Below are 14,568 nucleotides of genomic sequence, written 5' to 3' on the forward strand. Positions count from 1 at the left end.
CAGAGCTTTCAAAACTGAACCGCAACCGTGGGTGACATAGCTAGCCCTGTTTGACACCACTGGATCGAACCCGAGCCAACAAAGTCTCCAACCCTATCTCCAATGCCTTCATGCCCTGCCCTGCTTCGAAGTCGCGAAACATTTGCTCGTTCAGTCCACCTTTTGTGGAAAAGTCATGTCTGAGCTGCTGCAGCGATTGAGAACTGGACGATTGAGCCGTGTGCGCCAAGCTGGAAAACAGCGAAACAAGATAGGTTCGCGCCTGACTTTCGCTGATACCCTTACCTGTCATCCAGCCGACGGCATGTTCAAGAATGCCGAAATAAGTGCCCATCAATGCGCTGGCAGTGGTCAGAAGGTCGAACTCATTCTGCGAACGACATTCGACGGCGGTTCCCAGTTTTGCAAAGAAACTCCGGACAGCCTCGTCCTGCGGGAAAACGATGGTGACGCCGCGACGTTCGGCGACAAAAGGCAATGGGACTGCACGCGTGATTTTGACGTCAGCATCGATCCAGCTCTGCAATCGAGAAGTTTCGATCGTAGCGACCAGGCTTACGATAATCTGTCCGTGCCTAAAGCTGACCGAACGAACAACTTCTTCGGCAATTTGCGGCCGCACCGCCAGGAACAGCACGTCCGCCATATCGACAACCTCCTGGTTATCCCGGGCAATTGTGACTGCCGAATGCCGATCGGCAAGCCTGGCGGCGATAGCTGCCCCTTTCGGAGAAACGATGACCGCTTCATCGCCGGACACTTGAGATAGAAAGCCCGTCACGATCGCTTCTGTAATTGTGCCAGCTCCAACAAAACCCAGTTTCATCTCAAGCCCCTTAACGCTGTTCAATCAACATCATATCCGTGAAATCCCGGCGTTCGAGGATAGTCCACAGGCGTCAGGACCTCCTTCGGAGGTGACGGTATGCTGCATGCGGCAACCACCGCCTTGACGGCGAGCGGACGGTATTTTTCAATCACGTCCGAATGCTCACCAGGGGTCTTTTTGTCGAGTGGTTTCATTGAAAATCCTCAGATTGCTTTTCGCCGGGCAACGACGCGATTACGGCCAGCGCTGTGGGCGTTCCTGACGCGAAATGTGATCGTGATCGCGACCAGAATGACGACGATCGGGCTCACGATTGCCATCGCGGCTTCAGCATCAAACCAATCCGACGTGTGCGCTAAGCCCTTGAGAAAATAGGCAAGTAGCGCGACGACGTAATAGCTGACTGCAGCGATCGACAATCCTTCGACCGTTTGCTGCAACCGCAGTTGAAGCCGTGCTCGCTCACTCATTGTCTCGAGAATATCCCGGTTTTGCCGCTCCATGGCGACATCGACTTTGGCGCGCAGCAATTGCGTTGCGCGCGCCAGCTTTCGGGACAGGTTGATTTGTCGCTCTTCGAGTGAAAAGCAGGTCTGCAATGCAGGTGCCATGCGCCGATTGAGGAAGGCCGGAAAGGTCTCCCGGTCGGGCAAGGGCTCGAACCCAATCGCCGCAATTCGCCCGAGGACGATATTCTGGTAGGCCCGGCTTGCGCCGAAGCGAAACAGCGACTTGGCGGCACCGGCCTCGAGGCGAGCCGCCAGCACTACGAGCTTTTCGAGCAGGTTCTCGTTATCTTCGAGGGTTTCGGTCTGTGTCATTGCCTGCGTCGCATCCACCAGCGCGCGCTCGATCTGGCGGACGGATGGCTCGAGCCGTTGCGCCTCCGGCAGGCACAGGAGCGCCAAAACACGGTAGGTTTCCAGTTCAAGAAGACGCTGCGCGAGCGCGCCAATGCGCATGGCCGGAACGCCATCATTGACAACGAGGATCCGTACAAACCCCGCCGCGTCCACCTGGAAGTCCGTCGCGATCGTTGCGCTACCGCCCTCAGCACTCATGACGCAGAGCGATTCCTTGGCAAACAGAGTGTACATATCCGGCGCTGACGACGGTTCAACAATCTGCAAGTCGATGGCGACCAGATGTGGCCCCGGCTGCTGGATAGCATACATCTGCGGTGCCAGACCGGTAATATCTGCAGCAGAGACGTCTTCGGCCGCATGCTTGTAGTACCAGCAATAGGTAGTGAACTCGCTGTGGCGCTCCCAACGAAGATGCACGTCACCGAATGAGACACGGTGATGTCTGGCATTGTCAGGCAAAGCCTCGCTGTCATTTGCCTGACAAAAATCGGAAAGAGCGTCTCGCTCTGCATCACGCTCGAGTTCTTTCGAGAGAAACGCAAAATGCACAAGACGTGCCGGTGTTTCAATCGGCCTGAACGGCCGCGCATGCACCTCTCTCAGAATGGCATCCCGATCTTCGTGCGGCACCAGAAAGTGGGATGGATCCAAGATCTGATCCTCTTTGAAAGGCGAGGCGCGCATGAGAGATTACCCGCCCTATTTCTGGAATTTCACCATTGTGCCGCCGCCTGTCGCCTGATCGGTCGGGAAGACCTCAACTCGGGCGACGTTGACGAAATCGGGAAGGTCGATGACGTCGCTGATGATGCGGGCGACGTTTTCTGGCTGAATTGCACGGTAGCCATCATAGAGAACGGCATTCGCCTGATCATCCGGGATCGAAGTTCGGTACAACGCCGTTTCGACCCGACCCGGGACGATTTCACTCACGCGCACCGATGTTCCGAGCAGGTCACAGCGCAGATTGTCACAGAAGAGGCTGATGCCGGCCTTTGACGGACCGTAAGCGCCCATACCCGGATACGGCGCCTGCCCGCCACTGGAACCGACATAGATCAGATGGCCGCGCTTGCGGGCGACCATGCCGGGCAAGAAGGCGCGTGTCAGATGCATGGGCGCCTTCAGATTGACGTCAATCATCGCGTCAATTTCTGCAGGATCAATCTCCTGAAATGCGGCACGCGTCGATAAAATACCGGCATTGTTGACGAGGACATCGACGTTAACGCCATTAAGGGCTGCGACGATTGCACCGACATCGCGAACATCAGCCTTGACTGCGATCGCACCGCATCCCTCAGACAGCTCCATCAAAGCCGCTTCATTGCGGCCGACGGCGTAAACCGTCAAGCCGCGCTGGCGAAGGACTGCAACCGTTGCCTTGCCGATGCCACTGGTCGCACCTGTTACGACAGCGACGTGGTAGGCATCAGACATAGATGTAGCCTCCGCTGATCACGACGTTTTCGCCGGTGGCATAAGTGTTGCGGCTAGATGCCATCATGACGATCCATTCAGCCATCTCGACCGGCTCCGCGGCGCGGCCGAGCGCGCTTGCTTTCGCAAGCTCTGGAAGGAAGCCGAGTTCCTTGGCTCGATCCGTTGCGAAACCGGCAGGAGCCACGGAATTGACCAGGATCTGATCGCTGGCGCATTCCTGGGCAAAGGACTTGGTCAGGCTGACGACAGCAGCCTTGGTCGCCGCATAGTGCGCATTTTGCGGATGCGCCTTGAAGGCGTCGACAGACGTCACGTTGACGATACGACCCGTCACCTCCGGTGCCTTGACATATTGGCGCATATGAAGAACGGCAGCTACCATCATGTGGTAGGTACCCTTTACATTTATGGCGTTCTCAAGATCCCATTCGTCGTCCGAAATCTCGAGGATCGGGCTTCGGGGATAGATTGCTGCGCTGTTGACCAGCACATGAATGCGGCCCAGCTGCGCTGCAATTTCGCTAAAGCCACGATGCGCGGTGTCCGACCGGGAGATATCTGCAACAGCAGTGGCAACTTCTGCGCCGAGCGCTCGGAGCGCTTCTGCCGACGCAACAAGCAATTGCTCGTTGCGGTCAATCAGACCAATTTTCGTAGCACCATGGGAGATCATCAACTTTGCTGTTGTCAGTCCGAGCCCGGAAGCGCCACCGACGATGACTGCGGTCTGGTTCTTCAAGTTCCACCTCTTTGTTTTACGTTGCGCCAGTAGAATTGTATGTTATCACTTATATGCTAACTTAAATAAACCTCAAGTGCTTTCTGAAGGCTCAGAAATGATTCCACGCCTGCGTTCCAACCTCTCCGCCAACCATACCGCACTTGGCTTTTTTGGCCGACTGATCGAAGCTGGTTTTGCTGGCGATGTCGACACTGGCGCCGCAAGCCGTACCGTTTACGGCACCGACAATTCGATCTACCAACTAGAGCCAATGGCCGTACTCTTCCCGAAATGCGCAGAAGACCTGCAGGTCATCGCACGGACCCTGTCTGAACCTGAATTCCGCGACATCACCATAACACCTAGGGGCGGCGGCACTGGAACAAATGGTCAATCATTGACCTCAGGCGTGGTCGTCGACTGCTCGCGACACATGAATTCCATCCTATCGATCGACCCGGTGCGCAGGGTTGCACGCGTTCAAGCAGGTGTCGTCAAGGATCAATTGAACCGCGCGTTGAAACCGCACGGACTGTTCTTTGCGCCGGAACTGTCAACCTCCAATCGGGCAACCATCGGCGGAATGGTTTCCACCGATGCCTGCGGTCAAGGCTCGTGCCTTTATGGCAAGACAAGCAATCATGTACTTGGCTTGCATATCGTGCTTGCAGATGGAGCTGACTGGTGGTCGCGTCCGCTGAAAGCCGCAGCGCTGGACGAAGTGCTCAAGCGCGACGACCAAATCGGCGAGATCCACAGGACCGTGGACCGCATCGAACGAGAAAAGCGAGACCGGATCGCTGACGTTTTCCCGAAAATCAATCGGTACATGACCGGATATGACCTCGCCCATATTCGACGAGAGGACGGATGCTTTGATCTGAACGCCATTCTTTGTGGGTCGGAGGGAACTCTGGCGATGATCGCTGAGGCGGAACTCAACCTGCTGCCTATCCCTGCATATGCTGCGCTGATCAATATCCGCTATGGCGACTTCAACACTGCGCTGGAAGACGCACGCACGCTGACCATCCTCAAGGTCGCTTCGGTGGAAACCGTCGATGAAAGGGTCTTGAACCTGGCCAAGGGTGACATCAACTGGCCTGCCATCGCGCGCTTCTTCCCCAACGACACTGACAGCGCAACAAATGGCATCAACATTGCCGAGGTGCTCGCCGACAATCCCGATGAGCTTGACCGAAAATTGAGTGAAGTCACTGCAGCTCTTGATAAGAACATGCCTGCGCGCCATGTCGGCTACACGATTGCCCGATCCCATGCCGATACAGAGGCTATCTGGTCGATGCGAAAGCGTGCGGTCGGACTGCTCGGCAACGTGGACGGAGCTGTCAGACCTGTTGCCTTTGTCGAAGACACCGCCGTGCCGCCAGAACATCTGGCAGCCTATATCCGCGAATTCCGGGCACTGCTGGATGATGCGGGGCTTTCCTACGGGATGTTCGGGCATGTCGACGCCGGTGTCCTGCATGTGCGTCCAGCACTCGATCTGAGCCGTGAAGACCATGTGCCACTGGTTCGGGAAATCAGCGATGCCGTTGTGGCGCTAACCCGCAAATACGGGGGCGTGTTGTGGGGGGAGCATGGGAAAGGAATTCGGTCCGAATATGTGCCGGAATTTTTCGGCGACCTATATCCATGCCTGCAACACATAAAACATGCCTTTGATCCAGACAATCGGCTCAACCCCGGCAAGATTGCTACTCCGTCTCCAGAGCAAGCTCTGCTGAAGATTGACGAAGTTCCACTCAGAGGAACCACGGACCGGACGATCGGCAACGAGATCCGCGTAGCTTTCGACAACGCCGCTTATTGCAACGGAAACGCGGCCTGTTTCGACTTTGACGCAAACAGCCCCATGTGCCCATCATACAAGGCGACCCGCGATCGGCGCTTCTCGCCCAAAGGACGTGCCGCATTGATGCGCGAGTGGTTACGCCTCCTGGCAGAACAGAAGATCGACCCTCGGCAAGAAGCAGCAAGATTGCGGCTCCGCAGTGCGGCACTCCAACTTCCACTGCGTCTTTTCCATACCCTTGATCCGCGCAATCGCAGCGATTTCTCCCATGAAGTGCGCGAGGCAATGGATACCTGCCTTGCGTGCAAGGCTTGTGCTGGCCAATGTCCCGTCAAGGTCAGCGTGCCATCCTTTCGCGCAAAGTTCCTGGAGCTCTATTATGGCCGCTACCTGAGGCCGATCAAGGATCCCCTGGTTGCCGCGATTGAGATCACCCTGCCCTGGATGGCGCGAATACGGCCAGTATACAATCTGATTGCGGGGACAGCGCCGGGCAAAGCATTGATGCGTCTGGCCGGTCTGACGTCCTTGCCGCTTCTGCCACGCATGTCACTTGCCAGACGGGCCTCGGCTCTGGGCGTCCCAATCGCAGACCCTGCCCGCTTGCGACAGTTGCCGGAACACGAGCGAAAGAAGGCGGTCATTTTCGTTGCGGATGCTTTCACCGCTTATTTCGATCCACAAGTGGCATTCTCGGCCATCAATCTTGCCAGGAAGCTGGGACTTATGCCGTATCTTGCGGCCCCACACATCAATGGCAAGGCATTGCATGTGCACGGCTATCTCGGACGTTTCGAAAGAGCAGCCATGAAAACTGCGCAGCATCTCCATTCACTCGCAGATACCGGCATTCCTCTTGTGGGCCTGGACCCGTCGATGACGCTTGCCTATCGCAGTGAATACATGGGCGTGACACCACAGCTGATGGCAAATGTCCTCTTGCCGCAGGAATGGCTGATGAGCACTCTGGAGCGAATGGACTGCAACACGATTGACACCGTAGGCAAGACCTTCCGCCTGCTGGCACACTGCACCGAGCGCACCAACGCGCCTGACGCAATGCCGCAGTGGAAGGCCATATTCAGGGCGCTGGGCATTTCCGTTGAGATGGCTAATGTGGGCTGTTGCGGCATGGCAGGTACGTTCGGGCACGAAGCGCGAAATCGCGATATTTCCGAGCGCATTTACAACATGAGCTGGAAAGGTGAAATCGATAGCGCCGGAAATGACGATGTGCTCATGTCGACAGGCTATTCTTGTCGATCACAGATCAAACAGGTCGACGGCGCCGTGGTTCCGCACCCACTTCAGGTGATAGACGAAATGATCCCTGAATTACAAGAAATCGCACAATACGAAGTGGCATGATATGTGATATGTGCACAATTAATTGGAAAATTTAATCGGAGTGATCTAGGTGTCAATTATTACACAGCGCGGCAATCTTGCCGAGATTGTGGTTGCGAAGCTGACCGAAAGGATCGATTCCGGCCTGTATGCGCCTGCCGAAAAGCTTCCCTCAAGTGCTCAGCTTTGTGAAGAATTCGGGGTTTCCCGAACGGTAATCCGCGAGGCTCTGACCTCGCTGAAAGTCGGAGGCCGCGTCACATCCCGGCAAGGCGCTGGTGTATATGTCAGCGACAAGGATGCAAAGACCCTCAATTTCGAGATCAGCCGGATCGAGGATATTCGCTCCGCCATGCAGATCCTCGAGCTTCGGCTCGGTGTGGAAATGCAGTCCGTCGCCCTTGCAGCGACACGGCGCACCCCAGAGGCACTGGCCGAGATTGCCCGAGCCTTCGACTATCTCGAGAATCTGGAGACTGACGACGCCGAAGTCGAAGCCCGCGCCGATTTCGAGTTCCACCTGGCGATTGCCCGCGCAACCCGTAATCCGCATTTCCCGAGCTTTCTGGAAGCGGTTATGGAGAGCATAAATTTCGAACTCGTGCTCAAGCACAAGCAGTCCTCACGCGCCTACAGCGCCTATCTGAAGAAGATCAACAAGGAGCACGCTGCGATCCTTGCCGCGATCACCCAGGGCGATGCAAAAGCTGCGAAGGTTGCTTTGGCTGCACACCTGGAAGAGAGCCTCATTCGCTACCGCGCCATGCTCGACGAACCATTCGCAAACGAGACAGCCGAGTAAGACAACAGAGAAGCATTTGTTGCTTCTGTCTTTAGGCCGACCAAGGCAGCGCTCTGCATGGCTGCACTCGTGCAACATTGAAGATGCAATGAGTACCCCGCCCGGGCCAACCCGGGCGGGGTTTTGTATTTACTTGCCTTGAGTAACCGCCTGTTCGCGGATCTGCGACAACGTCATCTTCGGGGTCAATGCCTCCGGGTCAATGCGAACTTCGATCAGACCGGGCTTGCCGGACGCTTCGCACCGTTCGAAAGCCGCTGCGAAGTCGGCTGTCTTCTCCACCGTCTCGCCATGCAGACCGTAAGAGCGAGCAAGCGATGCGAAGTCAGGATTGGTCAGCCGCGTTCCGGATACACGCCCTGGATAGCTTCGCTCCTGATGCATGCGGATCGTCCCGTACATTCCATTGTTGATGACCAGGAAAATCACGCGTGCGTCGTATTGCATCGCTGTTGCCAGTTCCTGACCATTCATCAGGAAGCAGCCGTCACCGGCAAAGGCAACGACAGTCCGCTCAGGCGCGGTGATCTTCGCAGCAATGGCGGCAGGCACACCGTAGCCCATAGAGCCATTGGTCGGGCCAAGCTGGGTGCGGAAGGTACGATACTGGTAGAAGCGATGCGCCCATGCAGAATAATTGCCAGCACCAGTCGTCAGGATCGCATCGTCTGCCAGATGACCACGCAACCATTCCATGACGTCACCCATCTGGACAGCGCCCGGCACCTGCGCATGAATCAGATTGCCGAGGTAATCGGCATGAGCGGTCTCGGTCATGGCCACCCAGGCCGGTGCAACAAAAGGCTTAAGCTTGGCGGCCTGGGACAGGAAGCCCGCAACGCTTGCATTGATCGGCAGGGCCGCATGATAGACCCGACCCAACTCGTCCGATCCCGAATGGATATGGACGAGGGTCTGCTTTGGAACAGGTATGTCGATCAGCGAGTAGGCGCCCGTTGTCATCTCACCGAGACGCGCGCCGAGCGAAATTAGCAGATCGCAATCCTTGACGAGCTGAATAAGTTTCGGCCCAGCAGCAAGACCGAGGTCCCCGGCATAATTGGGATGCGTGTTATCGAACAGATCCTGGCAACGGAACGATGCAGCCACCGGCAGGCTGAAGGTCTCGGAAAAGACCTTGAGATCGGCAACGGCCTGCTGGTTCCAGCCACCGCCGCCGGCGACAACCAAGGGACGCTTTGCCTGGGCAAGCAGTTCGACGAGTTCATCAAGCTGAGGCTGACCGGCATACATCTCGACACGTTTGTAAGCCGGCGTATCCGCAACCGTCACCAGATCCGTCAGCATGTCCTCGGGGAGGGCAACTACGACAGGACCCGGACGGCCGTTGACGGCGCGATGAAACGCCTGACCGATAAGCTCGGGTATACGCGCAGCATCCTCGATCTCGACAATCCACTTCGCCATCTGGCCGAACATCCGGCGATAGTCGATCTCCTGAAACGCCTCGCGCTCCATCTGGTCACGGGCGACCTGACCGATGAACAGGATCATCGGCGTTGAGTCCTGGAATGCCGTATGCACACCGATGGAGGCATTGGTTGCGCCGGGCCCACGCGTGACGAAGCAGATGCCGGGTTTTCCGGTCAGCTTTCCATAGGCTTCAGCCATATAGGCCGCGCCACCTTCCTGTCGGCAGATGACAAATTCGATAACATCTTCAACATCGTGAAATGCGTCGAGAGCAGCAAGATAGCTCTCTCCCGGAACGCCGAATACGCGATCGACGCCATGGATCCGGAGTGCGTCGACCAGAACCTGGCCGCCGTTGCGGGTCTTCTTGAGGGTGTTCATGATGTTCCCCAGATCTTTCGTTAAATGACAGCGTCTTCGAGGAAGGGGCGGTTCGCCACTACACGTTCGTAACCAAACGGCGACAAATCGAGAGTTTTGAAGCCTCCGTATGTGATGAGTTCGGAAAGCCCGCGGCCCATACCTGGAGACTGCTGCAGGCCGTGACCGGAAAAACCGTTCGCAAACAGGAAGTTGCTCACTTCCGTGTGCGGCCCCAGAATGACGTTGTGATCAAGCGTGCAAAAATCGTAGTGGCCGGCCCAGCTGTTCACCACCTTGATCGCCTCGAAAGCTGGAACGCGGTTTGCGAGCGTTGGCCAGATCTCTTCCTCGAATTCCTCGTGCATTACATCGAAGTCGTTCGGCTCGACTTCCGGATCGTGCTTGGGATAGGTGCCCATCAGATAGAACTGACCTTCCGGACGGAAGAAGCAGCCATTGGGGTCAATGGTCAGGCCGACGCCTGGACCAAGCGGCGTGCGGCAATCGACAACGAAAAGCGACCGGCGGCGCGGCTCAACTGGAATCTCGAGGCCTGCCAGATGGGCCATTATCTTGCCATTGGTACCGGAGGTGTTGACCATGGTCCCGCAGGAAATGGTCTGGCCGCTCCTAGTTGTGACTGACACCACGCGATCTCCCTCGCGATTGATCGCAACAACCTCGTCTTCGATATACTCGACGCCAAGAGTTCTGGCCTTCTTGCGAAAACCCTGCATCAATCCGACGCTATCGAACCAGCCTTCGCCACGCTCTGCGGTGCTCCCGAGAACGAGACCATCGAGATTGAGCCACTGATAGCGCTTTCCCAAGGCTTCCGGATCGAGAAGTGTCACCTCGGCTCCGCAATCGATCTGCGTGGCATGATTTCTGCGCAAAACCTCGGCGCCGCGATCGTCATCCGCAAGGAAGAGATAGCCGTTCTCATGAAAGCCGATTTCCGGCGTATCATCGTCAACAGCGACGTTTTCCTTGAAATTCCGGATGAACTCGGTCCCAAACTGGGAAACCTGCACATTGATAGCATTGGAAAACTGGTGGCGGATGGAGCTGGAAGACAGCGCCGTTGCGGATCGCTGATAGGTCCAGTCCTTTTCGATGACCAGAACTGACCCCTTGAAATCCGGGTTGGTCGCGAGGAAATAGGCTGTCGAGCTACCGACCACTGCGCCGCCAACAATAATCACGTCATAAGATGACTTAGAAGCATTCATGGTCTGGCCTCACTTCTCGCTGTCTTCGAAATGGCCGGCAGCGACAAAGCTGCCCCCCTGGAAGCGAACAGCCGGATCGTTCGGATCACCTTGCGTCGTCATGGCGAGAACCTTTTCGCGATAGTCATCGGCGCTGTCCTGCGGCTTGTAGCCCAGCACAGCCGCCGTCCGGTTATCCCAGAAAGCTTCGGAATTGTTGGACATCCCGTAGGCGACCATGAAGCCGACGCGCGGCGCAGACAGAGATTTTTCAACCAGCTGCCGGCAATCACGATAGGAGAGCCAGGTAATCAGATGGCGCCTGTCGGTCGGTTCCGGGAAACACGAGCCGATGCGAATACTGACAGTTTCAATCCCGAATTTGTCGAAATAGTACCGACCGAGATTTTCAACAAAAGTCTTGGAGACGCCGTAGAGACTATCCGGCCGGGTCGACACATTGCCGTCGATCGTCTCCGTGCGCTCATAGTAGCCGATCGCATGCACGGAGCTCGCATAGACCACGCGTTTCACACCATGACGGCGGGCCGCTTCATAAATGTTGTAGCTACCGGTGATGTTGGAATCGAGCACGGTTTTCCAGGGGCCCTCCAGGGCATGTCCGCCCATATGCACGATGGCATCGCATCCCTTGACCGCTTCGCTGACTGCATCGAAATCGGAGAGGTCAAGCGGGTAGTCTTCTTCATGCGCCGCCAGATCCGAGGAAGGCTTCAGGTCCGAGAGCCGTACAATCTGTCCCAGTCTGGTTTCCGACTTGCGCAATTGAGTTCCAACGCCGCCACCAGCGCCCGTCAGCAATGTTCTCTTGTAATCCGTCATCTTAATCTCCCTGTCAGCTAAGCAATGCCAGTGTGTCAGCAATGCGTTCGACGGCAATTGAAAGATTGTCCCGCGAGGTTGCGAAAGACAGCCGAATGAAAGGTCCCACGCCAAATGCAGAACCCGGGACGGTGGCAACCTTGCCCTGGCTCAAAAGATAGGATGCCAGCATCGTATCATTCTCGATCTTTGTCCCGTCCGGTGCAGTCCTGCCGATAAAGGCTGTGCATTTCGGGAAGAGATAGAAGGCGCCCTCCGGTGCGCGCACCTCGAGACCGGGAATGGCGCTGAAGCCTTTCGTCACCAGTTCGCCGCGCGTCTTGTATTCCGCAAGAGCGGTTACGATGAAATCCTGCGGGCCATTCAGGGCGGCAATTGCAGCGGCCTGTGTCACCGATGAGGGGCAGGTCGTGCTTTGGGACTGCAGCTTGTTCAGAACTTTGGTCAGACCCTTCGGACCAACGGCATAGCCAAGACGCCACCCGGTCATCGCATAGGCCTTCGAAACGCCGTTGATGATCAGCGTGCGATCCTGCAGATCCGGGCAGGCCGAGACAAAGGACGTAAAGGGTACGGATCCGCAGACGAGATGCTCATAGATTTCGTCCGACATGATCGCAACATGCGGATGGCGCCTCAGCACCACGCCGAGGGCTTTCAGCTCGTCAGCCGTATAGATGGCGCCGGTTGGGTTGGAGGGAGAATTGAACAGGAACCATCTCGACTTTGGCGTGATTGCCGCTTCCAGCCGCTCCGGGGTGAGCTTGAAATCATCTTCGACACCGCAAGGAACGACTTTCGGAACGCCCCCGTGCAGGATGACAATATCCGTGTAGGAAACCCAGTAGGGAGCTGGAACGATCACTTCATCGCCGGGCTCGAGCGTACCGAGAAAGGCATTGAAAAGGATCTGCTTCGCACCATTGCCGATGGATACTTCATCCATCGCATAATCTAGGCCGTTCTCTCTCTTGAACTTCGCAACGATTGCCTGTCGCAGCTCCGGCAAGCCATCCGGTGCGGTGTATCGGGTCACACCACGCTTCATGGCGTCGATAGCCGCTTCAATGATATGGCCCGGCGTATTGAAGTCCGGCTCACCAAGTGACAGATCAATGACGTACTCGCCTTTGGCCATCATTGCCTTGGCGGCCATCGATACCGCCATCGACGGAGATGACTGGATCGTCGCAGCGCGCGTATTCTCGAACTTGATCATATTCATTCCTTTTCCCCCCGCTCGTCGGTCGCCTTGTAAAGTGCAACCTGCTCCTCATTGATGTAGCCATGCTTCAGATCGCGTTCGACAGCTTCCGAAGACCGGCGTGCGGGATCACCGAAGCCGCCGCCGCCCGGAAGCTGAAGCACAAGCTTTCTGCCTTCCGGAACGAACTGCAGTCCCTTGCCTTTCAGCACGGTTCCGTCATCGAGCGATACAGAGCCACGCGCGCCTTCGAGGCCACCGTCCCGGCCGCGAGCCGGATGGTTCAGGCGATCGAACATTGCCGAGAAGCGGAATGTGTACCCTTCTGCCGCCTCGATCTCGATCGTCTGGCCGAGACCTCCACGCTGTTCGCCAGCGCCGCCCGAGCCTTCGCGCAGTTCCTTACGCCAGACGATCACCGGCCCCACATTCTCCGTCGCTTCGATCGGCATCGTGTGGACGCCGCTCGGGAATGCCGTCGCATTGAGACCGTCAAGGGTTGTGCGTGCGCCGGAGCCGCCGGAGTTGAACATCAGGATTTCCGCACCCTTGCCACCAATCTGGTCGGCAACGGCGCGGACGCTCATATGCAGGTTCCAGAGCGCGCTGGCGCCTTCGGCCGGCACCTGACCGGGCAAGGCCTGATGCAGCGCGCCGAGGACGAGGTCGGGAACGAAATGACCAAGCACATGGCGAACTGCAACCGGCGCCGGTCGTTTGGCGTTGAGAATGCATCCAGCCGGAGCCACAACATCAAAGGGCGCAAGGGATGCTGCGTTGTTGGGAATTTCCGGCGCAACGACGCATTTGATACCGTAGCAGGCATAGGCCTTCGCATAGACCAGCGGGACGTTGATCCCGAACTTGCTCATGCCGGATGTGCCGTCGAAGTCAACCAGGACGCCATCCGGTCCAATGGTCAGCTTTGCGGCCAGGTGAACAGGCTCGTCATAGCCGTCCAGATCGAGGCTATAGGACCAGGATCCGTGCGGCAGGTTCCGCAGGCGTTCAAGTGTCGCCTCACGGCTGTTTTTCAGGATGAAGCCACCGATCTGGGAGAGGTCGTCCAGATTGAACTCCGTCAGCATCTCGATGAGGCGACGGTGACCTGTTTCGTTGCAGGCGGCCAAAGCATGAAAATCGCCGACGACCTTGTCGTTCTCCCTCACGTTGTTGCGCACGATATGCACGAGCGTGCGGTTCAGCTCGCCTCGCTCGAAGAACTTCATGATCGGAATGAACAGGCCTTCCTCGTAAACTTCCCGCGCATCCGGTCCGAAGCCACGCCCGCCAACATCCACGACATGTGCCGTTGACGCGAAATAGCCGACCAGTTTTCCGTGGTGGAAGGACGGCGTGACGACGGTTATGTCGTGCAGGTGGCCCGTGCCCTTCCAAGGGTCGTTGGTGATATAGACGTCACCTTCGAAAATGTTCTCCGGTCCGATATCATTGATGAAATGTGCAACCGATTCTGCCATCGCGTTGACATGACCCGGAGTACCGGTCACTGCCTGCGCCAGCATGCGGCCTTCAAGGTCAAAGACGCCGGCCGAAAGGTCGCCCGCCTCACGCACTGAGGTTGAAAAGGCGGTACGAATTAGTGTCTGTGCCTGTTCCTCTACGACGGAAATCAGGCGGTTCCACATGACCTGCATGTGAATATCGACTATAGACTGGTTCATCTGC

The 14,568-nt window shown here is 57.0% G+C and carries 12 protein-coding genes; 2 read left to right on the forward strand and 10 right to left on the reverse strand.

Going from position 1 to position 14,568, the window contains the following annotated elements; translation table 11 throughout:
• Positions 1-40: 40 nt before the first annotated feature.
• From IM739_RS23810 to IM739_RS23830, 5 genes are read right to left on the reverse strand one after another with little or no spacing between them, the layout of a single operon-like run.
• Positions 41-826, reverse strand: a complete 786-nt coding sequence (locus tag IM739_RS23810; protein WP_237371814.1) for a pyrroline-5-carboxylate reductase — start codon at positions 824-826, stop codon at positions 41-43.
• 20 nt (positions 827-846) lie between these two features.
• Entirely contained in the window at positions 847-1,023 is a 177-nt protein-coding gene (locus IM739_RS23815) for a hypothetical protein (RefSeq protein WP_237371815.1), read from the reverse strand.
• Positions 1,024-1,032: 9 nt separating this feature from the next.
• Positions 1,033-2,346 (reverse strand): DUF3422 domain-containing protein, encoded by a 1,314-nt coding sequence (locus tag IM739_RS23820; protein WP_237371816.1) that lies wholly within the window; start codon positions 2,344-2,346, stop codon positions 1,033-1,035.
• 48 nt (positions 2,347-2,394) lie between these two features.
• Entirely contained in the window at positions 2,395-3,135 is a 741-nt protein-coding gene (locus tag IM739_RS23825) for an SDR family oxidoreductase (RefSeq protein WP_237371817.1), read from the reverse strand.
• On the reverse strand, positions 3,128-3,877 hold the full coding sequence (locus IM739_RS23830) for an SDR family NAD(P)-dependent oxidoreductase (protein WP_237371818.1): 750 nt from the start codon (positions 3,875-3,877) through the stop codon (positions 3,128-3,130). The genes IM739_RS23825 and IM739_RS23830 overlap by 8 nt, the downstream gene beginning before the upstream one ends.
• Before the next feature lie 97 nt (positions 3,878-3,974).
• Between IM739_RS23830 and ydiJ the strand changes: the two genes are divergently transcribed.
• Together ydiJ and IM739_RS23840 are read left to right on the forward strand one after the other, a co-directional pair.
• The gene (gene ydiJ / locus IM739_RS23835; protein WP_237372006.1) at positions 3,975-7,043 is read left to right on the forward strand and encodes a D-2-hydroxyglutarate dehydrogenase YdiJ; all 3,069 of its coding nucleotides are present in this window, start codon (positions 3,975-3,977) and stop codon (positions 7,041-7,043) included.
• Between the two features lie 49 nt (positions 7,044-7,092).
• Positions 7,093-7,824: a FadR/GntR family transcriptional regulator gene (locus IM739_RS23840; RefSeq protein ID WP_237371819.1), complete on the forward strand. Its 732-nt coding sequence runs from the start codon at positions 7,093-7,095 to the stop codon at positions 7,822-7,824.
• A gap of 129 nt (positions 7,825-7,953) precedes the next feature.
• Here IM739_RS23840 and IM739_RS23845 read toward each other — a convergent pair whose 3' ends face one another.
• The 5 genes from IM739_RS23845 to IM739_RS23865 are packed head-to-tail and all read right to left on the reverse strand — an operon-like array spanning position 7,954 to position 14,564.
• Positions 7,954-9,639 (reverse strand): thiamine pyrophosphate-binding protein, encoded by a 1,686-nt coding sequence (locus IM739_RS23845; RefSeq protein ID WP_237371820.1) that lies wholly within the window; start codon positions 9,637-9,639, stop codon positions 7,954-7,956.
• Positions 9,640-9,659: 20 nt separating this feature from the next.
• Positions 9,660-10,853 carry an NAD(P)/FAD-dependent oxidoreductase gene (locus IM739_RS23850; protein WP_237371821.1) on the reverse strand — a complete coding sequence of 398 codons (1,194 nt, stop codon included), beginning with the start codon at positions 10,851-10,853 and terminating at the stop codon, positions 9,660-9,662.
• A 9-nt stretch (positions 10,854-10,862) separates the two neighbouring features.
• Positions 10,863-11,675, reverse strand: a complete 813-nt coding sequence (locus IM739_RS23855) for an NAD-dependent epimerase/dehydratase family protein (RefSeq protein ID WP_237371822.1) — start codon at positions 11,673-11,675, stop codon at positions 10,863-10,865.
• A 13-nt stretch (positions 11,676-11,688) separates the two neighbouring features.
• Positions 11,689-12,900, reverse strand: a complete 1,212-nt coding sequence (locus IM739_RS23860) for a pyridoxal phosphate-dependent aminotransferase (RefSeq protein ID WP_237371823.1) — start codon at positions 12,898-12,900, stop codon at positions 11,689-11,691.
• Positions 12,897-14,564 (reverse strand): hydantoinase B/oxoprolinase family protein, encoded by a 1,668-nt coding sequence (locus tag IM739_RS23865; RefSeq protein WP_237371824.1) that lies wholly within the window; start codon positions 14,562-14,564, stop codon positions 12,897-12,899. The genes IM739_RS23860 and IM739_RS23865 overlap by 4 nt, the downstream gene beginning before the upstream one ends.
• Positions 14,565-14,568 lie beyond the last annotated feature (4 nt).

It is taken from the genome of Rhizobium sp. SL42 (assembly GCF_021729845.1).
Lineage (GTDB): Bacteria > Pseudomonadota > Alphaproteobacteria > Rhizobiales > Rhizobiaceae > Allorhizobium.

Bases quoted from the DNA above. Each gene is read 5' to 3' on its own strand.
- IM739_RS23825 (WP_237371817.1), bottom strand. From the start codon at position 3,135: ATGTCTGATGCCTACCACGTCGCTGTCGTAACAGGTGCGACCAGTGGC.
- IM739_RS23865 (WP_237371824.1), bottom strand. From the start codon at position 14,564: ATGAACCAGTCTATAGTCGATATTCACATGCAGGTCATGTGGAACCGC.
- IM739_RS23810 (WP_237371814.1), bottom strand. From the start codon at position 826: ATGAAACTGGGTTTTGTTGGAGCTGGCACAATTACAGAAGCGATCGTG.
- IM739_RS23860 (WP_237371823.1), bottom strand. From the start codon at position 12,900: ATGAATATGATCAAGTTCGAGAATACGCGCGCTGCGACGATCCAGTCA.
- IM739_RS23855 (WP_237371822.1), bottom strand. From the start codon at position 11,675: ATGACGGATTACAAGAGAACATTGCTGACGGGCGCTGGTGGCGGCGTT.
- ydiJ (WP_237372006.1), top strand. From the start codon at position 3,975: ATGATTCCACGCCTGCGTTCCAACCTCTCCGCCAACCATACCGCACTT.
- IM739_RS23845 (WP_237371820.1), bottom strand. From the start codon at position 9,639: ATGAACACCCTCAAGAAGACCCGCAACGGCGGCCAGGTTCTGGTCGAC.
- IM739_RS23815 (WP_237371815.1), bottom strand. From the start codon at position 1,023: ATGAAACCACTCGACAAAAAGACCCCTGGTGAGCATTCGGACGTGATT.
- IM739_RS23850 (WP_237371821.1), bottom strand. From the start codon at position 10,853: ATGAATGCTTCTAAGTCATCTTATGACGTGATTATTGTTGGCGGCGCA.